The organism is Candidatus Zixiibacteriota bacterium (assembly GCA_022865345.1).
GTDB lineage: Bacteria > Zixibacteria > MSB-5A5 > MSB-5A5 > RBG-16-43-9 > RBG-16-43-9.
On sequence record JALHSU010000162.1, the window covers coordinates 1 to 22,120 of the forward strand.

Genomic DNA, 22,120 nt, shown 5'->3' on the forward strand with positions numbered 1-22,120 from the left:
CTCTAAAAAGCTTTCATCCAGAATAAAAATTCCGATAACTTTCTGGGATGAGAGGTTGACCACAGTTGAATCTCTGAGGGTTTTAAGAGATACAGGAGCAAAACTTCATAAGCATAAAAAGAAAGTGGATATGCTTTCAGCGGCATTCATTCTTCAGGGATACCTGGACAATCTGCGAGTGAAGAAAAATGAGAAACCGGAATCCTGAGACCCCGGCTTAAGAGAATATATCTGAGTATCTCAACTCTATTGGTTCTGCTTTTGCGTAATAGCTTAGATAGGTAATCTATTTTATTGGCTCAAAAATGAAACGTCTTGTCAGAAGAAAAAATCTCACCAAAATTGGCATATCTTTTTTCATACTCTTAATTATAATCTTTTTGTATATATTTTTTTACCCTCTTCCCTGGGGAATAAGTAAGAAAAACACCTCCATAACAGTGGAAAAAGGTGATAATCTTCATAAGATCTCGCAAAAGCTGGGAAACTCTGGCCTGGGATTCAATTCCCCTCTTCTTTTTCTTTCCGCCAAACTCTTGGGGATTGACAGAAAGATAATCCCAGGCAGATATGATTTTCAAAAGGGAATAACATTTTCCGGGCTCTTGACGAAGCTGTCCAAAAACGAAATCTCCTCTATTGAGGTTACTATACCTGAAGGGTATAATCTTTACCAGATAGCATCTCTTCTGAAAAGGGAAACCGGATTAGATTCCCTTCTTTTCGTGAAGGCTACATCTGACACCAGCCTGATACATAGATTAGGCCTGGATTCCAAAAATCTGGAGGGTTATCTTTTCCCTGACACCTACAGGCTTTTCTGGAAAATGGAGCCTGAAAAAATCATTGAACTGATGGTGGATGAGTTAAAGAAAATCATAGATATCTCTTTTCCTCTTCAACTGAGGAATTTTAACTTCAGCCTCTCGCAACTGGTCACCTTAGCTTCTCTGGTGGAATCTGAAGCCGGGATGGACAAGGAAAGGCCCTTGATCTCCGCGGTCTATCATAACCGTTTAAAAATCGGAATGCCTCTGCAGTGCGACCCTACGGTGATCTATGCTTTAGGAGGCTTGAGCCGACCTTTAAACCATAAAGATTTAGAAGTGGATTCCCCTTATAATACTTACAAACATCCAGGTCTCCCCCCCGGACCTATCAATAACCCGGGAAAAGCTTCCATCTTAGCTGCTTTATTCCCGGCAGAAGTAAACTATCTTTATTTTGTGGCAAAAGGTGATGGCTCGCATATTTTCTCAGTCGATTTAGAAGAGCATAACCGGGCAATCGCTAAGATAAAAAGAGAAAACAAAAGTTAAAATCCCGGTATTCCCACCTTGCCCACCAAGGGGGGGATTTTTCTCTGTGGAGACGCATTGCCATGCATCTCTACTTTAATAACACCAATTTCTTCGCCTCAGAGAAATCCCCAACCCCGCCGTTGGCGGGATTTTTAACTTTCAATTGATAAAAATAGACCCCTGAAGCAACCTCTCTCCCTGAATCATCCTTCCCATCCCAGAGCACAGACTTATAACCAGGAGTCAAATTCTCCGAAACTAAGGTTCTCACCTTTCTTCCTAAAAGGTCATAGATATTTAGGCTGACAAAACCTGAATTCACCAGAGCAAATTCTATCTTAGTGCTCTGATTAAAAGGATTTGGGTAATTCTGAGACAAGGAAAACTGTTTGGGTAACTGGTCAATATCCTCTTCATCTTCTACGTTGACAATAATAGTCCGATTAAGAAGAATGAAAATGTTGTTGTCAACATAATTTGCCACAGCTAAATCCAGATCACCATCCTTATCTAAATCTGCACAAAAAACAGATAAAGGACGGTATCCTACCCCATAGTCCACCGCACTCTGAAAGCTCCCATCCCCGTTATTCTTTAAGATGGAGACATTATTGCTCTCATTATTTGCCACTGTCAGGTCCAGACTACCATCCTTATCTAAATCTGCACAAAAAACATCAGAAGGACCGTTTCCTGCAGCATAATCCACTTTAGACTGAAAAGTACCATCCCCGTTGTTCTTTAAAATGGAGACACTCTCACTAGTCCAAATATACCAATTTGCCACTGCCAGGTCTAAATCTGTATCCCCATCTAAATCCGCACAAAAAACAGAATAAGGATAATAACCTGCGCCATAATCTATCCTTGTATCAAAAAGTGGCTCAAAAGCTGGTGTAGTCGAAGGGATAAGTAATAATAGAGAAGAGAGTGTAAAAACTTTAATTTTTAGAGACATCTTTCCCTCCTTTTTAAGGTTGGAATTTTTAAAATCACTATAATCATAACTCAAAAATTGAAAAAGGCAAGGGAAATTTTTCTTCACAGCAGATAGAGCAGATTAAGCAGATTCGAGAAACGGATAGATAGGATAAAATTGCTGATATCAGCCTCAAGGTCAAATTCGACTTAATCCCATTAATCAGCTGTGAGGCATTTTTTGCTCAAAGCGGATGTTATCATCCGCTTATTCTCCCTGCTGGATGATAACATCCAGCAGGAGCGAAGTCCATTGGATGCACTCCATAAAGAAAATTTAAACCACCACTTTTCTTTTCAGATTAAATCTTTCAAGAAGTTGCGGATTTTGTAAAATCTCTTTTGGTTCTCCCCTGGCAGAAAGCTCGCCTTTTGGACCCATCAGGTAAAGGGTATCCGCAATCTCCGGAACCAGTTCCAGATCATGCAGGGCAGTTATCACTGTGGTGTGTCTGGATAAATTAATCTCTTTTAAAATCTGAATGAATTCCTCTTCAGACTTCTGGTCTAAATTGGCAAAAGGCTCATCCAGGATCAAAAGCTCCGGTTCTAGAATCAATGCCCCGGCTAAAGCCACTTTTTTCTTCTCCCCTCCTGAAAGATAATGCGGGATTTTGTCTTTCAGATGAATAATTCCTAACCGATGCATGATCTTATCTGCCAGCTTTTCAGCCTCTTCCATTTTGTAACCATAATTCAAGGGCGAGAAAATTATATCATCATAAACCGTAGGACCGATTATCTGTTCATCTACCTCCTGCAGCACCACCCCAATCCTCTCTCTTATTCTTTCAAATTCCTTTGCCGGATCAACCCCGAATACCTCCACCTCCCCTTCATTCGGCTTTAATATTCCTAGTATATGCTTCAGCAGAGTAGATTTGCCGCAACCATTAGGTCCTAAAATGGCAACCTTTTCCCCTTTTTTGACTAAAAAATCCAGCCCGCAGATTTTTATTGCGGTTTTATCCTGATAGGTATGGCTTATGCAGTGGACCTGAACTACTATCTCTTGTTCCAAGTACAATACCTCCGGTTATGCTCTATCTTGCCTTGAAATCCTCTGAGCTTTAACCCTTCATAAAATCTCTGGCTATCATCCATTCCCTTGAGGATTAAATAACCAAAGGCCTTGGCAAAATTGGACAAGCTTCTTTTTGGGTACTTTATCTGAAAACCCCCTCTTAATTTGAAACCCATTCTGATATTCTCGAAGATAGAAAAAAGGATAAAAATCGAACGGTAAGTCATAAAGAAAACCGTGATGAGAAATTCCGGAAAGACCTTGCCCAGGCTGGCAAAGATGCAGGGATAAGGCGTAGTGGAGAAAAGTAGTATCATGGTGGTGGCAGTTCCCAGGACCCTTAAAAGAATGATAAAAAACCATTCCCAGCCTCTTCCCAAACTGGCGTAGGCGAAGATCAGAGCGAATATCAAAGGATATAAAGAGATCAGGAAGATTTTTATGAAAGGTAGCCGGGATAAGAGTATGAGTGAATAGAGAAATGCCAGGATAATGACCATAAACAGAACCTGCTTGATCAAGATGATAAACCCGATCAATGTAAGAGCAAGTATTATCTTCAAACCTGCCGGAAAACGGTGCAGAAAACTTTTTCCGCTGGTAGCTAAATAATCCAGATAGGCTAAATCCATTTTAATCTCACTCCAATATCCCTGGCCTGACTTTGTTCAGGTAGCTTAAGATTCCGCTGGTGATCAATCCTTCTAATACCCAGCCTATAGATCCAAAACCTAAAACCAAAAGCAGGAATTTCCTGAAGTCAAATTGCGGTAAAGATTCCTGTTTATGCGTTTCCTGCTCTCCAGTCTCAAATTCCAGAAGACCCGTGCTTTTTTCTGGCTGAAGTTTATGTCCTATTCCAAAAGCGCTTGAAAGGTCAGTCTTCCCGATCGCCACAATCCCCAAAGCCAGGAAAGTCGATAAAAGAAGGCTTAAGAAGGTGGAGACAAAACCTGCCCAGGATATCTTCTTCAAAATTCGTCGCAGGGCTTTAAACATAAAATAACCCAGGACCCCCTCGGCTGATATTACCAGACTATTTAGTCCCACCACGGTAATCCCTCCGTGTCCAAAAAAAGCCAGGATAAGATTGACCACAAAAGAACAAAGGATAAACCAGGCAGGACCCAAGATTATGCCTGAAACGACTGAGAGGTTTATATGATAGAAAAGCGGAACTACCTCCAGAGACATCGAGATTACCATCACTGCGGCAAACATTGCTAAAAGAGGGATTTTGCTGGAGAATCTTTCTCTCTGGAACTGCCCTTTGAATATGAATAGAAGTCCGGCCAATAAGACCCAGCCTAAGACCCAGAGCCAAACCGGTAAAATTCCATCTGGAAGATGAATATGAGACATGGAATTAAACTTTGAAAAAATTATCTCCTACTAACTGCTAAGTTTAAACCTCTTTAGCCTTAATGTCAAGATATTTAAACACAAATGAGTTGTGCAAAATTCAAAAAAACCTTGATTTTCAGTCGATGTAGATTTATACTTTAAACAGGTTTACAAGTTCAAACCTTAACCAGTTTTTATTATGTCAACCACTCATAAGATAATAATATGCGATTCCAGGCAGATGAAAGAAGTGGAGGATGAATCTATTCATCTCATAGTAACTTCTCCACCTTACTGGCAATATTTTCTGAAGAAGGTGTAACCAAATGAATGAAAGTCTCGTTCAATGGGTTTTACTGAAGCGACCTGAATACTTACAGAAAAAACTTGGGTTTCAATTAGAGAGAAAACTTGGTGAAAATTATACTACGGAGCAAGGTAGGATTGATTTTGCTTTTGAAACTAAGAAAGAAATATTGGTTGTAGAACTTGAGACAGGAATAAACAACAAAGCTAAGCTTGAATACTGCACCGACCAAGTAGAAAGATATCAAGATATTAAGTTTATTACTGATAAACAGTTAAAGTTCATTATCTTGTATGATAAGGAGAATACTCCCCCAACATATGTAAAATTACTGGAAGATTTTTCTCAGAAAATGGGCATTATTTTAAGAACTTATTCAATATTAGACGTTCAGGAGCTGTATAAAAAATGTTTAGAAGAACTCAGTAAAACAACAGGAATCTATCTTGGTCCTACTGTGGCTATGGATGTTACTCATCTACGCTGGCTTAATAGAATCATCAAACCCTTTTACGATGATCAGGAAGATGCATTGCCCTATGATAAGCTAAGGGGTTTATTTAAGTCCAGTACAAACTTTGGAGTATATACATCTTTCGCGAAATATTTTGAATTAATAAGAGAAAAGGAAAATGGGGTAATAGGTTTGACAGATTACGGCAAGAGATTTAGGGACAACTATAATGCCCAAATAATCACGTCAAAAGCTATGCCAAATCTAAGCACAGAACAGAAACGTGTTTTGTTAGAAGTTTTAACCAATGGAGTTTTTACTAAAAGTAAGGTTAACGTATACTATTTTCTCAGATTTGTGCATCTTACGAGCGGCGATTGGCTACCTAAATCTGGTACACCTGAAGATAAAGAAAAACTTGAATTTGTTAATTTTTTATTCGGAAAGAGTTATAGATGGAATACTGCAATTGAATTATTGCAGTTCACTTGTAATCAATGTGAAGAACTAGAATTAGTCGAAAGAATGAAGCTTCAGAAAACCAAGTTTGATAGAGTAGTTTTAACAACATTGGGTTCAAGAGTTCTCGGGTATTTAGAATTATATCTGCATTTAAGAAGAGAACAGCTTCAAATACCATTACAAATCTAATTGGGCATAGATGAACAAGAATTTGAGCTTCCTGAGAAAATTTCCAAAGGAGACAAGTGGACTATACATAGTCTATGAACTTTATACCTTTGACAATCTCCTTCGTCTTCTTTTAAAACATGGTTTAGATCATGAAGAATCTCTCGACTTTATTATTTATAATTGTTCATTGAGCGGTATCGTATTTCAAGAGAGGATTTTCAATAAAAAATATAAGAAACTCTCCGCCAAGGATGCTTTGCCACCTGATTTAGCTGCTCATAAAGCCAGATTAATTAACGATCTAATGAGCCTGACATTGAGGAAAAGAAAGAGGAAACTGAAGTAGATTACGGGAAATCTCAAGTTAAAGTTACTTTCTTATCCCGATTTTCAAGGCCTGGCATAAAGCCTGGGGATTATTCGAGGTTAAAACGTAATCCTTCCTTTTATCCTTTATCTTTATCCTCACTCCCTTTCCGAAACGGGTGTTATAGCAAATAGTTCCGTCTGTGCCCAGGCGGATACCTATTCCCCAATACCTTCCAAAAGAAACCTGGCTTTCCTCGCAGGAGACAATGTCAGATAATGGAATCTTCTTCCTGAAAATCCCGAACCCGAACTCCAGAAATCTTCCCTGGACTTTTATCTCCAGGCTCCGGAAGTTGACAAACATAAAGATAAGGACTAACCCTATAAGTATCAAGAAAGGAGTCACCCAGAAAGGGGTATTTGGGTCCTGGGGAGACAGGACCAGACCCAGGATAATCCCAATCAAAGCCAGGACAAAAACAAATTTGACCCACCAGGCCAGACCTTGTTTCTCTGAGTACATGATACCTCCTTTTAAGTCCAATTGATAATCTCATCTCTAAAATAAACCTTTTTTGACTTGACACAAGGGATTTCTTAACTTAACATAGCCTCGAATCATGTCCTACGGATCTCCGATTGGATCCATTCTGGACAAATTCGGACCAGGCCAAGCCACCCAGATTCACTGGATGGCTATTATATTTTAAAGGAGGTTTTAGATGAAGTCTTATGTAACCCGGGATAACCTGAAAGAGAAAACGAAACTCTGGCTTAAGAAGATCTCCCCTTATAACACTCACAGGTTAAAATTGAATTTGAAAAAGTCAGCCCTTCTGGTGATTGATATGCAGAGATTTTTCTTGGACCCTGGCTCTCCATCCTTTACCTGCGGTGGTCCGCCTATACTTCCCAATATCAAGCGATTGATAGATTTCTATCGGGCTAAGAAAAGGCCGGTGATCTACACCTGCCACGTTCATAAAAAAGACGGAAGCGATGCCGGTATTATGCGCTGGTGGTGGCAGGGGATGTGCATAGAAGGAACCGAAGAGGCTAAAGTTCATCCGGAGATAGAGCCTCTGCCTGAGGAGAAGATAGTTTATAAGCATCGCTACAGCGCTTTCTATAACACAGACCTGGAGACTATCCTGAGATGTGCAAAGATCGAAGACCTGGTGATAACCGGGATAATGACCAATATGTGCTGTGAATCCACAGCCCGGGATGCATATTTCAGGGATTACCGCATAAAGTTCTTAGCTGATGCCACCGGAACAATCATCGAGGAAATGCACCTGGCAAGTTTACTTAATTTAGGCTTAGGTTTTGCAGATATTTCAACAACGGAGGAGGTTATCAATGCTCATAAGAAGTAGTTTCTTCTAACCAAAATTAGTAATTGGTAGCCGCTCTACGGGTGTTTTTTAAACTCATCCCCTGGCCCCTTCTCTTAAAAAGAGAAGGGGCAAAAGTCCCTCTCTTTTCAAGAGAGGGACTTAGGGTGAGTTATTTAATCGCAAACTGAACTCCGAGAAGTCCACCAAAGGTGGGTAGGACTTGCAGCTATCTTCTTCAGCAATAGTCTCAGAATATCTGTCTTACCGATGACTAATTTTAATCCTTGACAAATAAAATATAAATTCCTTATTAAAACTCGATTTTACTTTTAACCTGATTGTCAAAATAGAAGAAAAATAGACATTTTTTAAGATTTCGATGAGAAAATATAAGATTCTTTTCTTAAACTCAATTCGGGAGAACGTCTGGGGAGGTGGGGAGAACTTAATTTATAATTTAGCAGCTCACCTTTCTTCAAGAGGACACAGTATCTGGATTGCAGGAAGGAAGAACAGCGAGTTCATGATTCATTTTTCTTCCCCGGAGATTAATTTAGTTCCTCTGAAAATAAGAGGTGATTTTGGTCCGGTTAATATCCTGTCCCTGGCTAAAATTCTCTCAAAAGAAAAAATAGATTTCATCTGGGTCAATTTCAATAAAGACTTAAGGCTGGGAGGAATTGCAGCCAGACTTGCAGGAGGAGTCAAAATTATCTGGGGAATGGGTGTGCTTTTACCTGGAACCAATTTAGTTCACAGGCTCACCGGAAAGTACCTCCCGGATAGGATAGTTGTCCCCAGTCAGAATCTAAAAGACCAGCTGAAGAGATTTACCTGGATAAATCAGGAGAAAATTGAAGTCGTCTTGAATGGAATAGACCTCTCCTGCTTTGATTTTGATTTAAAGAAAGAGCGGGAGAAGCTCTTTCAAAAATACGGCCTTGACCCAAGGGTGATCTTGATCGGAGTTCCAGCCAGGCTGGTTGAAGCTAAAGGGCAGCGTTACCTTCTCCAGGCTATCCCTGAGATAGTTCAGACCTTTTCTGAGGTAAAATTTCTTTTTGCAGGAGATGGCTCAGAAAAGGAATCATTAAAGAGTCTGTGTACTCAACTGAATCTGGATAACTATGTAATCTTTGCTGGATATGTAAGAGAAATATTTGAGACTATGGCTGGATTCGACCTTCTGGTTTTGCCTTCGATAATCGAGCCTTTTGGCCTGGTCCTGGCAGAGGGGATGGCTTTGAAGAAGCCTATAGTCGCTACCCGTGTCGGTGGTATTCCAGAAGTAGTTCAAGATAAGGTGACCGGACTTTTGGTTCTGCCAAAAGATCCCCATTCTTTAGCTCAGGCAATTATGACTTTGCTTCAAGATAGAAACCTGGCTGTAAGTCTGGGCGAAGCCGGCAGAAAAAGAGTAGAAGCTTTTTTTGACATGAAGAAAATGATTGAGAAAATCGAGGCACTTTTGGCTGAGATGTCAGCATAAAAAAAGTCTCTACCCTTTTCAGATAGGTAGAGACTTCATTTAGACGAGAAGATCTACTTCCTTATTTCTTAGGAGCTGAGGCTGCTGGTGCACCAACTGCATAAATCAACGGAATCGTAACTCTGGTGTTCTCCTTACCCTGCAATTCAATAGTGAGGACTTTCTTAAACCCTTCAGCCGGGAATTCTTTGATCGGTTTTAACTTTATCTCAGCCGACTTGCCCGGTTTTAGCTTTTTGTCTGCCTTAACCTTAAAGAATTCATGCGGGTAATCGACCACTGAGATCTTATATTCAAGAACATCCAGATTTTTCAAGGAGAGCTTTTTCTCCTTGGGCTTCTGGCCTTGCAGCATTGAGAAATCCAGGAAGGAAGGGTAGGATTTGATTGTGAAGGTCGTATCCTCCTGGGGTGCTATCTGAGCGTGTAGATCAATTTTCTGAATCTGATCTACAGAATCTTCTCTATAAGATATACTGGCGTATTTGCTTACCCTGCCAGGGGTAAGTCCCGAAGTATAACTTACTATAAGCTCTGTGCTATCACCGATAGCAAGCTCCGTCTTCTTTAGCGGAGCCTTTGTGCACCCTCAGGCCACAGAGACATTAAGCGCTCTCAGGGTATCGGTGCCCACGTTCTTTAACCAGAAGCTGTGGCTGAGCACGGCATTCTGGGGCGACCGGCCCCAATCCCAGGTGGTTTCAGAAATCTGTAATTTTGCTTTACCTGCTTCCAGCCCAGTCTGTGCTAGAGCCAGAACAAGGATCAGAAATATCGCCGTGAGCAAAAACCTTTCTTTTCTCATCTTCACCTCCTTAAGAAAAGGAAAAACCCTTTTTTATATTTACGAAGATTTCACTCAAAATCATTAACTAATAATCTGCGATTTAAGGGGAGTTTTTATGATTTTTTCATCTTAACGACCAAGCTCACCTGCCGCTATGAAGCGCAGCGGAATAGCGGTCGGGTGCAGCGCTTTGTTAGGTTTTGTTATTATGTTCCAAAGTTATTATTATTTTTCCTCGGGCGTGTTCTTCTTCAAGATACCGGAGAGCTTCAGGAACCTCACTTAACGTGTAACGTCTATCTATAACGGGTTTTACTTTGCCGGCTTTAAGAAGCTCTTTCATAAAAACCAAATCTTTTTGGTTTGGTTTCGACATCAGGCTACCCATTTTCTTACTCCCGGTCATTGAAATCCATGGTCCTAGGAGCATAGCTTGGAACATTTGAGCCAACGAACCTCCGGTCATGACATAAGTTCCCTTGGGACTTAATGCACGCTTGTAATCTGAAATCGAATGATATCCGTTAGCAGCAAGAATCAGGTCATAACGCTGCCCACTTTGGGTGAAATCTTCCCTGGTGTAATCAATGACCTGGTCTGCCCCAATCGAGCGCACCATGTCCAAATTCCTCGTGCTGCACACGCCAGTCACTTCAGCCCCGAACGATTTGGCAATCTGCACCGCAAACGTACCAACACCACCAGATGCGCCATTAATCAAAACCTTTTGCCCTGGCTGAATCTGTCCTTTATCGCGAAGACCCTGCAGGGCGGTGATTGCCGCCATAGGTACGGCCGCTGCTTCCTCGAACGATATATTGGCTGGTTTCAACGCCAATGCATTTTCACGGGCACATACATACTCGGCAAAACCACCCCAACCACAATCGGATATGTTCCCGAATACCTCATCATCTGGCTGAAACTGCTTTACGTTTCTGCCAACCGCTTCAACCCGCCCCGCAATGTCAGATCCGAGTATCTTGTTTTTTGGTTTTAGAAGCCCAAAGCCCATTAGGCGAATCAAGAGCGGTTTACCTCTCAGGATATGCCAGTCACCTGCATTCACGGATGCCGCATGAACTTTTACCAGTACTTCATCCTCCTTGGGAGTAGGTTTTTCTTCCTCTTTTAATTCAAGAACATCCGGTGGTCCGTATTTTGTGTATACAATCGCTTTCATGAGCCTCCTCCATGAATACTTTGATCGGGTCATTTTACGTGTAGTTCACGACAATCTAACCGATAAGTTTGTAAAACCTAACCTAAGACGAGGACGCCTTTTAGCTACCTCCAGTTTTCACCGGAATGGTTATCCTGAACTCCTTTTCCCCGCTCACCTGTAAGGTAATCGATTTTTTGACCGTTCCTGCTGGAAGAGTTTTCGCAGGCTTCACTTTCAGTTCTACTGTCTTTCCCGGCATAAGGGTTTCCTTACTTAATTGCGCCTCAAAAAACCTCTTGGGATAATCAATAACTTTAAGCCTGAATTCTTTCTGTCCCTTATTTGTAAACTCAACTTTCATCTCCTCAAATTTCCCTTTTTTCTTCTCTTTGAATTCTAAACTGTATGGTGCATAGCTTATATCCAGCAGGGTATCCGGCTTAGGCTTTACGTCTGCCGTTATCTCCAGCCGGTTGAAGCCGGAAACAGTATCGCTGGAGCTCACCGTGACAGATTTCGTCTCCGGGGTCATTGCCGCTCCGGTAGAGTAACTTATCTCTAACTCAGTGCTATCGCCGATAGCCAGCTCCGTCTTTTTAAGTGGAGCCTGGGTACAGTGTCAGGGGACCCGGGCGCTGATTCCTTTAAGGGTGTCAGTCCCGACATTTTTAATCCAGAAGGTATGAGAGACTGTGGACTGCTGGGGGACCCTTCCAAAATCCCACACCCTCTCGGAAAATTCGATCCTCGGAGTCCCAGCCTGAGAAAAAGGATGAACTGCAAATATAACCGCTATGAGTAAAAAAGAACTTCTTAATCTCAATCTGCCTCCTTAACTCCTTGATAGAATTATAACTGAAACAATCATTTTGTCAATCGTTTTTTGCGAACGCTCCTGTCTTATTTTAGAGATTAATCCATAGAATATAAAAACCCGCGAAGATTATCAATAATCCGCTTATCTTTTTAGCTGTATTTGAGAAATTTGTTATCCCTCTGGATTGGGCAAAGCTCTCCACAAAGCCAGTTGATACCCCGGCCAGAATTATCAAAGCACAGTGTCCAAGGGCATAAACGAAAAGAAGGGAGATACCATATACTATCTTCGCCTTTGTGGCTACGAGAGCTAAAATGACGGCTAAGACCGGGGTAGCGCAAGGGGAGGAAACCATTCCGAAAAGAAGCCCTAAAAGGAAAGCACCTAAAATCCCTTTATGTTTAGTTTTCATCTCCACAGTTTTAGGAAACGGGATTTTAATAACACCCAGTAAATATAACCCCATAACCAAAGCCACTCCCGCGGCCAGGTAATACCATAACTTCCCCACATCTCCAAAAAGCTTTCCTAAGAGGGAGGCGATAGCCCCTAATATGGTAAAAGTAATGGATAAACCTAAGGCAAAAGTCAAAGAATAAAGCAGGGCTTTCTTTTTGTTTCCTTCAGAATAGCCTCCCACAAATCCGATCACCAGGGGTATTATCGCCAGAACACAAGGGCTGGAGGCTGACAAAATCCCGCCCAAGAAGATCAAGATATAAGCCAAGGCTGGGGTGTTATTTATTGCTGAGGATATATTTCCTAGAATATGTTCCATTTATTTAACCCCGATCTCCTGAAGCTTTTGTTCAATTGAGAGTTTATCCATAAACCCTTCATGCCTATAAATTTCTTTGCCAGAAGCATCGAAGAATATCTGGGTGGGGATTAATCTTATTTTATAGAACCTTGCCGGTTCTGGGTCGTAACGAATATCTATAATCTGGATGATAGCTCTTCCTTTATATTCCTCCTGTAATTCCTGTAATATCGGCAGCATCATTTTGCAGGCTTTACAGGTCCCCCTGCCTAAATCGATAAGAACTGGTAAATTTTTAGCTATTACGTCTAAACTGTCTTTATTCGTAGAAATTTTCTCGGAAGACGAAGTCTCCCCCTCCTTAAAAGATGCCTTATCTCTTCCTTGAAAGATAATTAAACCTGCAATTAAAAAAACAATTGCTAAAATAATCAATAATTTGAGGATATTATTCATAACCTTTCCGAGCTGAAGTTAGCTTTACTATTCCTTACTCAACCATTCTTTAATTTCTGCCAATCCTGGTACCCTGCCAGAACATAATACCTTTCCGTTGATAACCAGAGCCGGGGTCAAAAGGATTCCATACTGCATAATAGATTTTATATCCTTGATCTTTGATAACTCAGCTTCTTTGCCTAACTCTTTTAAAGTCCTCTCTACGATTTCATAGATCTTCTCGCATTTTGCACATCCCGGACCTAAAACTTCGATCTTCATTTTATGACCTCCTTTTAGACTATCATTAAACTATTTTGTAGCCTTCTTTACCCCCTCCTCTTTTTTACCGGCAATAAAACTATTAAGCTCCTTCTGAAAATTAATCAGGAATTTCTCTTCCTCTTCACAAAATTCCCATACGGATTCGATCTCTTTAAACTCCTCTTTCTCTTTAAATACCTTTTTAAAACCTAAGGCAGACCCGAATATTTTGTATTTCCCGGCAGTTGAAGAATCTTCATCTATATTGCATTCCTTGAAAATAATGCGTCCGTTTTTATAGGGCTTTGAATAAAGTTTTTCTAATCCTTTTTTTGAAAAGTTGCCAACATTTATGCAACAAGAACATTGAGCTGTGGGATGAAAATGAATGATCAACAGGCTGTCAAAATCAAAAGTGGAATCTACAGTTTCTTTGCCTGGGCTATCGACCTTTTTCTGAACAGGACCAGATGATTTCTTGTTTTGACTGTAACTGCTCGTCCACATTAGCAAAAACAGCATGATGCAAACGAGACAGAGGACTGAGCTTTTCTTAATCATCTTCTAAAATAACGCTCCGAATACCATTCCGGTTATAGTTGCCATTATCACTACTAAGATAATGTAAGCCCCTGTTTTCCTCCACCCCATAATCCCGATTAACACAATCATACTGGGAAGGCTCAAGGATGGACCGGCTAAAAGTAAAGCCAGAGCAGGACCTCTGCCCATTCCTAAATCTATCAAGGCACGGATTATGGGGACCTCAGTTAAAGTCGAGAAATACATAAAGGCGCCGAAGACTGAAGCTATGAAATTCGCCCTTAATCCATTCCCGCCGACCAAATGTTCTACTATCTGTTGCGGTAATAAAACCTTTATCATCCCGGCAATGAAGACCCCAACCAGCAGAATTGGAAAAATCTTTTTCCCTAAATCCCAGGTTTGATAGAGCCAATCTTTAAGCTCATTTTTTTTGAACCAACGATAGAGGATTAAAAGTAAAGCGAGCAAAAGGATTCCAGTAACCAGCCACTTTTTTGCCGCACCGAAGATAAGAATCCCCACTAAAACTGCAAAATATAGAATAGTGACCCCCTCATGTTTGGGTTTCTCGCTTTGGGGTAGGATTAATTCCTGAGCATTCTTTTCTTTTTCTAACTCCTCTTTTCTCCAGATAAAAGCCATAATCAACCCGATTATAATTGAAAAAGATATAGCTCCAACTGCCCTGGCAATTCCCAGATCAAATCCTAAAAGCCTGGCAGTATAAACGATAGCCAAGATATTAATTGCCGGACCAGAATATAGAAAAGCAATAGCCGGACCTAAACCTGCACCTCTTTTATGTATTCCTGCAAAAAGTGGCAAGATAGTGCAGGAGCATACCGCCAGGATCGTACCAGAAACTGAAGCGACACTGTAAGCTAAAACCTTTTTCGCCTGAGCTCCGAAATATTTCATCACCGCGGCCTGAGAGACAAAAACTGCAATCGCGCCAGCGATGAAAAATGCCGGAACCAGACAGGTCAGAACATGGGCGGAAAGATATTCAATTAATGCTTTCACTCCACCATTCAAGACTTCCACTAAACCCATGCTAATCTCCTATCTAAATAACCTTAACCGTTCTGGCTTTCTCTTTCACTTGTGTCCTAATGATCTCATCCACTAAATTAAGTAGATCAAATACTCTTTTATCATTAATTCGGTAATAAACCGAAACCCCCTCTCTGCGCGAATCTAAGATGCCTGCATCTTTCAAGTGATTCAGATGTCTGGAAATGTTAGACTGGTCTTCCCCTATTTCAGGGATGATCTCACAAGCGCATTTCTCTCCTTTTCTCAAAAAATACAAAATCCTAAGCCGGGTGGGCTGGGAGACGACCTTCAGGAAATCGCTTTCCAGTAACAAGACTTTTTCATCGACCATTTTGAACACCTGTTTATATGCATTTATGCTCATAATTACATTAAATACGCCATTAGAATTTTGGTGTTTGTCTAATTGATTATTTTATTTAGAGTTTTTTTTTAAAGTTGGTGCGGGAATTGGAATTCCCGCACCAGCGAGCGAGATTCTAAAATTTTCAACTTTGCTTTAACTTGCTCAAGAATTCTTTTATATTCTTTTCTATCTTATCTCTTACCTCTCTGAACTTTTCTTTTGCTTTTCCTTTAGGGTCTTCGATCTCCCATTCAATTCTTTCCTTTGCCGGCACAAAAGGACACACATCTCCACATCCCATAGTTATCACATAGTCAAAATCATTAAAGGGTAACTCCTTGAACCCTTTTGACTTTTGGTTGGAGATATCAATACCCTTCTCTTTCATAACTTCTATTGCTATCTGGTCGACCTTTCCAGAGGGATTTGAGCCGGCGCTGAAGACCTCTACTCTATCTTCGCCATAGAATTTAGCAAACCCTTCAGCCATCTGGCTCCGGCAGGAGTTCTCAATGCATACAAATAAAATCTTTGGTTTCATCTTTCATCCTTAGGGAGACGCATTCAATGCGTCTCTACGCTTGTGAAATATTCGAGTTGGTTCGGGAATTGGATTTCCCGAACCACGCCCGTGCAGGAATTCCAATTCCTGCACGAACTTAAAGGTTTCGTCTCTTAAGTTTGCTCTTCCGCTTTGAAGTATTTTGTTCTAAATCTTAAAGCTACATTCACCAGACTTATCAGAACCGGAACCTCTAACAGAGGCCCGATCACGGTGGCGAAAGCCTCTTCGGAGTTTATGCCGAATACTGCAACTGCCACCGCAATGGCTAATTCAAAATTGTTGCTGGCAGCGGTAAAGGAAAGCGCTGTCGTCTTTGGATAATTGACTCCAAGTTTGTAAGACATATAGAAACTGACAAAGAACATAAGCAGGAAGTAAATGACCAGGGGAATAGCCACTTTGACCACATCTAAAGGAAGCTGAACAATATAATTTCCTTTAAGGGAAAACATAATGATGATGGTGAAGAGCAGGGCAATCAGGGTTACAGGAGAAATTTTAGGGATAAATTTTTCTTCATACCAGCTTTTGTTTTTTGCTTTTATCAAGGCAAAGCGGGTGATTATTCCCGCGATGAAAGGTACACCCAGGTAGACAAACACGCTTCTGGCAATCTGCCCTATGGTTACATTTACTGCAATCCCCTCTGCCACTCCAAACAATTTGGGAAGAATGGTTATGAAAAGGTAAGCATAAATGGAATAGAAAAAGACCTGAAAAAGTGAGTTCAAACCAACCAGGGCTGCAGCATACTCTGTATCCCCTCCAGCCAGTTGATTCCATACGATCACCATCGCGATGCAGCGTGCCAGCCCGATGAGGATAACTCCATACATCAGATGAGGCTGATTGCGCAAAAAAAGGATAGCCAGAAAAAACATCAGAATCGGACCTATGACCCAGTTCTGGATAAGTGATAAAGTCACTACTTTAATATCTTTGAAGACCTTGCCCAGCTCCTCATATCTCACTTTTGCCAACGGAGGATACATCATCAGGATTAAACCGATGGCTATGGGAATAGAGGTGGTTCCTACCTGTAAACCAGCAATGAATTTAGTTATATCCGGTGCAAAATAGCCTATCCCCACCCCTGCGAACATCGCGGAGAATATCCACAGAGTTAGAAATCTAGTCAAGAACGAAAGTTTTTTGCCTCCTTGGGACATTTAACGACTCCAATATTTAGCGAGAGTTAACTGCACTTATAAGCATAAACCTGAGAAAGTTTTTTCTTCAGCCTTTTCTCATCTTCCTTAACCAGATCGTTATCAGCAAGAGCATTTTTTACAATCAGCCAGACCGCTTTCTCAAAATCATCTCTGGGTTTGAACAGGGAGTAAAAAATCCAGGTGCCCTCTCTTCTATCCTCTACCAGGCCTACTGAGCGAAGAACCGTAAGGTGTCTGGAGACTTTGGACTGAGGCAGGTTCAGCGCAGCCTCTAACTCACAAACACAGAGTTCTTTTCTCAAGAGAAGCTTCAAAATCCGAAGCCTGGTCTCATCCCCCAAAGCTTTAATCATCTTAGTTTGTCTCTGCATAATTCCCCAGAAATATATACGTATATTCGAATATACGGATATAATAAACGATTTTTTGTTTTATTGTCAATGGAGATATTGAAAACTGTCATTCTAGGGGAGTCCAGATGGACGACCGAAGAATCTTCCTTGCGCTCAAATTTAATAGATTCTTCGCCCTTTGGGCTCAGAATAACAATTCTGGCACGGGCTGTAGTTGTGCTCCACTCCCTAATTGGACAGAACACTGTTCTGTCCCTACAAAAAGAATTTCTGGAACTTTTCCCTACGTGCCCGTCGGGTCCCCTGACCCGACGGAAAACCTCTCTCTTGCCCTCTCTTTAGGAAGGACAAAGGATTATACCCTTCTCAATGATTCATTTGTCCCGTTTAGAGGACAAGGCGGAATTACCGAGAGTGAATTAAGAAATTTCTGGAACTTTTTTGCTTTTCTCAGCGTAGTTTTTATAGTATTATTAACTCAACCTTAAACCGGGAGTTGTTATGAGAAAAAGGATAAGTTTATCTCTGGCAGTCCTGCTGGCTTTTATACTGTGTGCTTTCAGTCAGGTAATGCCGGCAGAGGAGATCCTCACCAAACATCTTGAAGCAATAGGAGGAAAGGACAACCTTCTGCAGGTAAAAACCACCTACGTGAAAGGAACTGTCAGCACAGGAGGGCTGCAGGGTGAGTTTACTTCTTACTCGGAGTTTCCTAATCTATCCCGTCAGGATGTGGATTTTAAGATACTTCAAGTTAGCTCCGGCACAGACGGAAACACTTACTGGACCAAAGACCAGAACGGAAAAATAAGGGAGTTGGAAAAAATTGAGAAGTCATTTGCCTGGACTGAAAACTATTTCGGAAACTTCCTTTATTTTTTCCCGGATGAATATAGAAGGGACCTGACTTACTTAGGTGATGAAAAGGACAGTCTGGGACAATACTATGTTGTGGAGATAAAACCCGAAGGAGGTGAGCCTCGCAAGCTCTTCATAAACAAGGACACCTATCTATTGGATAAATACCAGCAGAAGATGGATATAGATGTGGCTACTACTTATCTTACGGACTATCGTGAAATCCAGGGAATAAAAATCCCCTTTCATTCGCATACCACCACGGGTAAGCCCCAGTATGATACAGACGTGACTATCACTGAGGTAAAATTCAATGTTGCAGTCGATCCATCGGTTTTCCAGATGTCTCAGGAGAAGGTAAAAGATTATGCGTTCTCCACTCCGGACGGAAAAACCACTGTTCCTTTTGAATTAGCCAATAACCACATTTACATCCAGGTTCTGGTCAACAGCACATATCCAGCCTATTTTCTCCTGGATACCGGTGCTGGTGCTTCCTGCATAGATTTGACCTTTGCCAAAAATATAGGCCTGGAGATAACCGGTAAATTCGAAGCCAAAGGGGTAGGCGGGTCCGAGGATGCCGGAATTTTAGAGCTTCAGTCTCTGCAGTTAGGTGACCTTAAGATGTCCCAGCAGAAGATCGTCAGTTTAAATTTAAGCCCGATGAATATTTATGAAGGCAGGGAGATGGACGGGATTTTAGGTTACGATTTTTTGAGCCGGTTTGTTTTCGAGATAGATTATCAGAACAGCAAACTGACTTTTTATGACCCCAAGTCCTTCAATTATGCCGGAAAAGGCGAGAGTTTGGAGATCGAGCTTTACGGAAACACCCCGCACCTAAAAGCGACTGTGGATGGAAAATATGAGGGGATGTTCACTCTGGATACTGGCTCCAGAAAAAGTCTGGACCTGCACGCGCCTTTTGTAAAGGAAAACGGTTTTTTGAAAAGATATCCTGATGCCATCGAGGCTTTTGGGGGAGCAGGGATCGGAGGGGAGACCAAATCCTTGCAGACCAGAATAAAAGCGATACAGATCGGAAATTTTACAATTAAAGAGCCAATAACCGGCTTAAGCTTAGCAGAAGAGGGAGCTTTCAAGAGCGAGAAAACTCAGGGAAACATAGGTGGTGCAATTTTAAAGAGATTTAAGGTGATTTTCGACTATGAGAACAAAAAGGTAATCCTGGAGAAGAATGAATATTTTAACCAGAAAGATGAGTTCGATAAAAGCGGGCTGATGATACTCTCGAAGGATGGGAAGTTTCTGATTCAGAGGATTTACGCCGGCTCTCCTGCAGAAAAGATTAAGATAGAGCCGGGTGAAGAGATAATCTCTTTAAACGGCGAGCCGGTTGTCAAATATTCCCTGAGCCAGTTGAGAGACCTTCTGTCAGGCAAAGACGGGACTAAGATAAAATTACAGTTGAAAAAAGACGATAAATCAAGAGAGGTTTCTTTCAAGCTGAAAAGTTTGATTTAAGTGTAGGGGCGTTTAATTAAACGCCCCTACAAAAAACGCTATCGGTAGGTCAGACATTCCTGTCTGACCATTTAGAACAGACAAAAATGTCTGTTCTACTGATCGGGTGAACCCATAGGAACGTAGAGACGCATGGCCATGCGTCTCTACCGCTCGACCGTCCCCACGTGAGTGAGGATGTTACATATTTGATTCTAGCTCAACGGGGATGTTATCATCCCCGTTATCTTTTCCGCTGGATGATAACATCCAGCGGGAGCAAGAGAGCAAGGGACAGACTGAAAGTCTATCCTACCGCTATATCTGTTTAAACAAAAATCTCTTTATCTTCCTTGTCGAGGTCTTCTCGAACTCTTCTTTCCTGATCTGGAAATGTTTTACCCTTTTGTAATCTGCAATCCCCTCACAACATTTTTCAATTTCCTGTTTCATCAAAAGCCTCAGATTCTCCTCATCTGGAATCTTGTCACCCTGTAGCTGTTGAATATATTCCAGATTCGGCACAACTACTGCCTCTACCTCTTCACCACCAGACACTTTCTTTCCTAAAACTAAAGCTTCTAAAATACAAGGGGACTGGATTAGCTGATTTTCGATTTCCTCCGGATAGATATTCTTTCCTGCGCTGGAAACGATAACATTCTTTCTACGTCCTACTATATAAAAATACCCATCCTTATCTTTCCAGCCTAAATCCCCAGTATAAAGCCAGCCATTTTTCAAAACCTTTTCAGTTTCCTCAGGATTATTATAATACCCTTTCATCACCATATTCCCTTTAGCTAAAATCTCACCAACCCCATCCTTATCCGGCTCAAAAATTTTAATTTCGGCTCCCGGAATCGGCAACCCAACTGATGAATACTTGGGCTTGTCGTATGGATTTAAAGTAAGAACCGGTGAGGTCTCAGTCAGACCGTAACCCTGAAGGAATTTAATCCCTAAAAGGTCAAAGCATTCAGGTATTATAGAGGGAAGAGGAGCTGCCCCGCAGATTAAGATTCTCAAACTGGAAAGCCCGGCTTTCTCCCTTAAGTTTTTGAAGACATATTTCCCCAGGTTTCTTCCAGATAATTTCTTAACGGTTTTCGTTAAATTAAAGCTCAGGTTAAAAAAAGTCCGGGTTAGAAAGGACTTTTTCTGGATATTTTTCCTCAAGCCAGTGAAAAGCTTCTCATACAAAAGTGGAACCCCAAGAATTATTGTGACTCCGCTGTTCTTTACATCCTCCAAAATCTCTTTGGATTTTAAACTGCGGGCATAGGTTACTCTGGAGCCACCGGAAAGAGGTATTAGAAATCCGGCTGTGCATTCAAAGGTATGATGCAAGGGAAGTAGAGAGAGGAAATTGTCTTCGGGATAAAGCGCTAAAGCTTTTTTTGTTCCCCAGACATCGGACATTATGTTCTTATGAGAAAGCATCACACCTTTGGACTTTCCGGTTGTACCAGAAGTATAGATTATGACTGCGGTATCTTCAGGAGAAACTTCAGTCAATTCAGATTTATTCTGCTTGCCTTTATCCAGAATCTCGGAAAATGAAAATATCCCGTTTCCCTTTTTCTCATCCATACAAACCAGAAAATCAAGTCCCGACAACTTCTTTTTGATTCCGAGAATGTCGAACATGAATCTACCTGAGGTAACCAGACCCTTCATTCCTGAATCTCGAATCAAGGCTTCCATCTCCGAGCACTTCAGCAACGGATCTAAGGGAACTACAATTCCTCCAGCTCCTAAAATCCCTAAATAAGATATCCCCCACTCAGGCCTGTTCTCGGAAACTATCCCCACCCTGTCGTTTTTAGTTATCCCTGAGCCTTTTAGACCCCTGGCAAAAAGAGCAACCTTATTTTCAAGCTCAGCGTAGGTCAGTGAACAGAATTCGTCATTCTTCCAAGTTGATAAGGCGATAGAATCACCAAAAAGGTGTGCGCTCCTCTTTAGCATTTCGGGGATAGTAAGTTCATTTAGCTCTTTTTTGTGCAGGAGCTCATTCATACTTGCTCAATCCTGTTTCCTATACTATTCTATTTAGAACCTATAAATGTCAAGAGATTCCTTTGACGAATTGGACGGGCAAGGTTGCCCGTCTTATCCTACCCTACGGGTGCTTGCTCCTGGTCCGTTTTTCAGGACGAAATTCAAAACCCTTGAACCCGTAGGCGGGGCTCCCAGCCCCGCAGCATCAAAAGGCTTGATAAATCAAGCCCCTACTGACGAATAATGCAGGGACCCACCTCTTCTTTAGCAAAGAATTACTGAAAGAACGATTTATAAATAAGTAAGGGCAGGCTGACCCTGCCCTTTCAGCTAAGAAAATCTT

Annotated in this window: 27 protein-coding genes; 7 read left to right on the forward strand and 20 right to left on the reverse strand. The window is 41.4% G+C overall.

What is annotated here, in order from left to right:
- Window positions 1–208, forward strand: a 208-nt coding sequence (gene ruvX / locus MUP17_07735; GenBank protein MCJ7458867.1) for a Holliday junction resolvase RuvX, incomplete at its 5' end; no start/stop codon positions are given.
- A gap of 97 nt (window positions 209–305) precedes the next feature.
- Window positions 306–1,319 carry an endolytic transglycosylase MltG gene (gene mltG / locus MUP17_07740; protein MCJ7458868.1) on the forward strand — a complete coding sequence of 338 codons (1,014 nt, stop codon included), beginning with the start codon at window positions 306–308 and terminating at the stop codon, window positions 1,317–1,319.
- 70 nt (window positions 1,320–1,389) lie between these two features.
- Here mltG and MUP17_07745 read toward each other — a convergent pair whose 3' ends face one another.
- From MUP17_07745 to MUP17_07760, 4 genes are all read right to left on the reverse strand, one after another.
- The gene (locus MUP17_07745) at window positions 1,390–2,259 is read right to left on the reverse strand and encodes an FG-GAP-like repeat-containing protein (protein ID MCJ7458869.1); all 870 of its coding nucleotides are present in this window, start codon (window positions 2,257–2,259) and stop codon (window positions 1,390–1,392) included.
- Window positions 2,260–2,556: 297 nt separating this feature from the next.
- A complete protein-coding gene (locus MUP17_07750) occupies window positions 2,557–3,300 on the reverse strand; it encodes an energy-coupling factor ABC transporter ATP-binding protein (GenBank protein ID MCJ7458870.1) in 744 nt (247 codons plus the stop codon).
- Window positions 3,285–3,935 (reverse strand): energy-coupling factor transporter transmembrane protein EcfT, encoded by a 651-nt coding sequence (locus MUP17_07755; protein MCJ7458871.1) that lies wholly within the window; start codon window positions 3,933–3,935, stop codon window positions 3,285–3,287. Before MUP17_07755 ends, MUP17_07750 begins: the two co-directional genes overlap by 16 nt.
- A 7-nt stretch (window positions 3,936–3,942) precedes the next feature.
- Window positions 3,943–4,665, reverse strand: coding sequence for an energy-coupling factor ABC transporter permease (locus MUP17_07760; GenBank protein ID MCJ7458872.1), 723 nt, complete (start codon window positions 4,663–4,665; stop codon window positions 3,943–3,945).
- A gap of 308 nt (window positions 4,666–4,973) precedes the next feature.
- Here MUP17_07760 and MUP17_07765 point away from each other — a divergent pair, with 308 nt between their 5' ends.
- A complete protein-coding gene (locus MUP17_07765; GenBank protein MCJ7458873.1) occupies window positions 4,974–6,059 on the forward strand; it encodes a hypothetical protein in 1,086 nt (361 codons plus the stop codon).
- A 10-nt stretch (window positions 6,060–6,069) separates the two neighbouring features.
- Window positions 6,070–6,387 (forward strand): hypothetical protein, encoded by a 318-nt coding sequence (locus MUP17_07770; GenBank protein ID MCJ7458874.1) that lies wholly within the window; start codon window positions 6,070–6,072, stop codon window positions 6,385–6,387.
- Between the two features lie 24 nt (window positions 6,388–6,411).
- On the opposite strand, the gene MUP17_07775 is transcribed toward MUP17_07770, so the two are convergent.
- Complete coding sequence (locus tag MUP17_07775; GenBank protein MCJ7458875.1) at window positions 6,412–6,873, reverse strand: DUF3093 family protein; 462 nt, start codon at window positions 6,871–6,873, stop codon at window positions 6,412–6,414.
- A 199-nt stretch (window positions 6,874–7,072) separates the two neighbouring features.
- Here MUP17_07775 and MUP17_07780 point away from each other — a divergent pair, with 199 nt between their 5' ends.
- Both MUP17_07780 and MUP17_07785 read left to right on the forward strand, forming a co-directional pair.
- Window positions 7,073–7,729: a cysteine hydrolase gene (locus MUP17_07780; protein MCJ7458876.1), complete on the forward strand. Its 657-nt coding sequence runs from the start codon at window positions 7,073–7,075 to the stop codon at window positions 7,727–7,729.
- A gap of 340 nt (window positions 7,730–8,069) precedes the next feature.
- Window positions 8,070–9,179 (forward strand): glycosyltransferase family 4 protein, encoded by a 1,110-nt coding sequence (locus tag MUP17_07785; GenBank protein ID MCJ7458877.1) that lies wholly within the window; start codon window positions 8,070–8,072, stop codon window positions 9,177–9,179.
- 61 nt (window positions 9,180–9,240) lie between these two features.
- On the opposite strand, the gene MUP17_07790 is transcribed toward MUP17_07785, so the two are convergent.
- From MUP17_07790 to MUP17_07855, 14 genes are all read right to left on the reverse strand, one after another.
- Window positions 9,241–9,534, reverse strand: a complete 294-nt coding sequence (locus MUP17_07790; GenBank protein MCJ7458878.1) for a hypothetical protein — start codon at window positions 9,532–9,534, stop codon at window positions 9,241–9,243.
- Window positions 9,535–9,768: 234 nt separating this feature from the next.
- Window positions 9,769–9,984, reverse strand: coding sequence for a DUF1573 domain-containing protein (locus MUP17_07795; protein ID MCJ7458879.1), 216 nt, complete (start codon window positions 9,982–9,984; stop codon window positions 9,769–9,771).
- A 175-nt stretch (window positions 9,985–10,159) separates the two neighbouring features.
- Window positions 10,160–11,149, reverse strand: a complete 990-nt coding sequence (locus tag MUP17_07800; protein MCJ7458880.1) for an NAD(P)-dependent alcohol dehydrogenase — start codon at window positions 11,147–11,149, stop codon at window positions 10,160–10,162.
- A gap of 100 nt (window positions 11,150–11,249) precedes the next feature.
- Entirely contained in the window at window positions 11,250–11,663 is a 414-nt protein-coding gene (locus MUP17_07805) for a DUF1573 domain-containing protein (protein ID MCJ7458881.1), read from the reverse strand.
- Between the two features lie 87 nt (window positions 11,664–11,750).
- The gene (locus MUP17_07810) at window positions 11,751–11,954 is read right to left on the reverse strand and encodes a DUF1573 domain-containing protein (protein MCJ7458882.1); all 204 of its coding nucleotides are present in this window, start codon (window positions 11,952–11,954) and stop codon (window positions 11,751–11,753) included.
- Between the two features lie 82 nt (window positions 11,955–12,036).
- Entirely contained in the window at window positions 12,037–12,726 is a 690-nt protein-coding gene (locus tag MUP17_07815; protein MCJ7458883.1) for a cytochrome c biogenesis protein CcdA, read from the reverse strand.
- On the reverse strand, window positions 12,727–13,164 hold the full coding sequence (locus MUP17_07820; GenBank protein MCJ7458884.1) for a thioredoxin family protein: 438 nt from the start codon (window positions 13,162–13,164) through the stop codon (window positions 12,727–12,729).
- Window positions 13,165–13,191: 27 nt separating this feature from the next.
- On the reverse strand, window positions 13,192–13,428 hold the full coding sequence (locus tag MUP17_07825) for a thioredoxin family protein (GenBank protein ID MCJ7458885.1): 237 nt from the start codon (window positions 13,426–13,428) through the stop codon (window positions 13,192–13,194).
- Window positions 13,429–13,458: 30 nt separating this feature from the next.
- Window positions 13,459–13,971 carry a nitrophenyl compound nitroreductase subunit ArsF family protein gene (locus tag MUP17_07830; GenBank protein MCJ7458886.1) on the reverse strand — a complete coding sequence of 171 codons (513 nt, stop codon included), beginning with the start codon at window positions 13,969–13,971 and terminating at the stop codon, window positions 13,459–13,461.
- Between the two features lie 3 nt (window positions 13,972–13,974).
- Window positions 13,975–15,009: a permease gene (locus tag MUP17_07835; protein ID MCJ7458887.1), complete on the reverse strand. Its 1,035-nt coding sequence runs from the start codon at window positions 15,007–15,009 to the stop codon at window positions 13,975–13,977.
- A gap of 13 nt (window positions 15,010–15,022) precedes the next feature.
- The gene (locus MUP17_07840) at window positions 15,023–15,343 is read right to left on the reverse strand and encodes a metalloregulator ArsR/SmtB family transcription factor (GenBank protein MCJ7458888.1); all 321 of its coding nucleotides are present in this window, start codon (window positions 15,341–15,343) and stop codon (window positions 15,023–15,025) included.
- A gap of 157 nt (window positions 15,344–15,500) precedes the next feature.
- Entirely contained in the window at window positions 15,501–15,899 is a 399-nt protein-coding gene (locus MUP17_07845; protein MCJ7458889.1) for an arsenate reductase ArsC, read from the reverse strand.
- Window positions 15,900–16,033: 134 nt separating this feature from the next.
- Window positions 16,034–17,092 (reverse strand): ACR3 family arsenite efflux transporter, encoded by a 1,059-nt coding sequence (arsB, locus tag MUP17_07850; GenBank protein ID MCJ7458890.1) that lies wholly within the window; start codon window positions 17,090–17,092, stop codon window positions 16,034–16,036.
- 26 nt (window positions 17,093–17,118) lie between these two features.
- Window positions 17,119–17,448, reverse strand: a complete 330-nt coding sequence (locus MUP17_07855; protein ID MCJ7458891.1) for a metalloregulator ArsR/SmtB family transcription factor — start codon at window positions 17,446–17,448, stop codon at window positions 17,119–17,121.
- Between the two features lie 501 nt (window positions 17,449–17,949).
- Between MUP17_07855 and MUP17_07860 the strand changes: the two genes are divergently transcribed.
- Window positions 17,950–19,794: an aspartyl protease family protein gene (locus MUP17_07860; protein ID MCJ7458892.1), complete on the forward strand. Its 1,845-nt coding sequence runs from the start codon at window positions 17,950–17,952 to the stop codon at window positions 19,792–19,794.
- Between the two features lie 297 nt (window positions 19,795–20,091).
- Here MUP17_07860 and MUP17_07865 read toward each other — a convergent pair whose 3' ends face one another.
- Window positions 20,092–21,795 (reverse strand): AMP-binding protein, encoded by a 1,704-nt coding sequence (locus tag MUP17_07865; protein MCJ7458893.1) that lies wholly within the window; start codon window positions 21,793–21,795, stop codon window positions 20,092–20,094.
- Window positions 21,796–22,120 lie beyond the last annotated feature (325 nt).

Bases quoted from the DNA above. Each gene is read 5' to 3' on its own strand.
- mltG (MCJ7458868.1), top strand. From the start codon at position 306: ATGAAACGTCTTGTCAGAAGAAAAAATCTCACCAAAATTGGCATATCT.
- MUP17_07745 (MCJ7458869.1), bottom strand. From the start codon at position 2,259: ATGTCTCTAAAAATTAAAGTTTTTACACTCTCTTCTCTATTATTACTT.
- MUP17_07755 (MCJ7458871.1), bottom strand. From the start codon at position 3,935: ATGGATTTAGCCTATCTGGATTATTTAGCTACCAGCGGAAAAAGTTTT.
- MUP17_07760 (MCJ7458872.1), bottom strand. From the start codon at position 4,665: ATGTCTCATATTCATCTTCCAGATGGAATTTTACCGGTTTGGCTCTGG.
- MUP17_07765 (MCJ7458873.1), top strand. From the start codon at position 4,974: ATGAATGAAAGTCTCGTTCAATGGGTTTTACTGAAGCGACCTGAATAC.
- MUP17_07770 (MCJ7458874.1), top strand. From the start codon at position 6,070: ATGAACAAGAATTTGAGCTTCCTGAGAAAATTTCCAAAGGAGACAAGT.
- MUP17_07775 (MCJ7458875.1), bottom strand. From the start codon at position 6,873: ATGTACTCAGAGAAACAAGGTCTGGCCTGGTGGGTCAAATTTGTTTTT.
- MUP17_07780 (MCJ7458876.1), top strand. From the start codon at position 7,073: ATGAAGTCTTATGTAACCCGGGATAACCTGAAAGAGAAAACGAAACTC.
- MUP17_07785 (MCJ7458877.1), top strand. From the start codon at position 8,070: ATGAGAAAATATAAGATTCTTTTCTTAAACTCAATTCGGGAGAACGTC.
- MUP17_07790 (MCJ7458878.1), bottom strand. From the start codon at position 9,534: ATGCTGCAAGGCCAGAAGCCCAAGGAGAAAAAGCTCTCCTTGAAAAAT.
- MUP17_07795 (MCJ7458879.1), bottom strand. From the start codon at position 9,984: ATGAGAAAAGAAAGGTTTTTGCTCACGGCGATATTTCTGATCCTTGTT.
- MUP17_07800 (MCJ7458880.1), bottom strand. From the start codon at position 11,149: ATGAAAGCGATTGTATACACAAAATACGGACCACCGGATGTTCTTGAA.
- MUP17_07805 (MCJ7458881.1), bottom strand. From the start codon at position 11,663: ATGACCCCGGAGACGAAATCTGTCACGGTGAGCTCCAGCGATACTGTT.
- MUP17_07815 (MCJ7458883.1), bottom strand. From the start codon at position 12,726: ATGGAACATATTCTAGGAAATATATCCTCAGCAATAAATAACACCCCA.
- MUP17_07820 (MCJ7458884.1), bottom strand. From the start codon at position 13,164: ATGAATAATATCCTCAAATTATTGATTATTTTAGCAATTGTTTTTTTA.
- MUP17_07825 (MCJ7458885.1), bottom strand. From the start codon at position 13,428: ATGAAGATCGAAGTTTTAGGTCCGGGATGTGCAAAATGCGAGAAGATC.
- MUP17_07830 (MCJ7458886.1), bottom strand. From the start codon at position 13,971: ATGATTAAGAAAAGCTCAGTCCTCTGTCTCGTTTGCATCATGCTGTTT.
- MUP17_07835 (MCJ7458887.1), bottom strand. From the start codon at position 15,009: ATGGGTTTAGTGGAAGTCTTGAATGGTGGAGTGAAAGCATTAATTGAA.
- MUP17_07840 (MCJ7458888.1), bottom strand. From the start codon at position 15,343: ATGGTCGATGAAAAAGTCTTGTTACTGGAAAGCGATTTCCTGAAGGTC.
- MUP17_07845 (MCJ7458889.1), bottom strand. From the start codon at position 15,899: ATGAAACCAAAGATTTTATTTGTATGCATTGAGAACTCCTGCCGGAGC.
- arsB (MCJ7458890.1), bottom strand. From the start codon at position 17,092: ATGTCCCAAGGAGGCAAAAAACTTTCGTTCTTGACTAGATTTCTAACT.
- MUP17_07855 (MCJ7458891.1), bottom strand. From the start codon at position 17,448: ATGATTAAAGCTTTGGGGGATGAGACCAGGCTTCGGATTTTGAAGCTT.
- MUP17_07860 (MCJ7458892.1), top strand. From the start codon at position 17,950: ATGAGAAAAAGGATAAGTTTATCTCTGGCAGTCCTGCTGGCTTTTATA.
- MUP17_07865 (MCJ7458893.1), bottom strand. From the start codon at position 21,795: ATGAATGAGCTCCTGCACAAAAAAGAGCTAAATGAACTTACTATCCCC.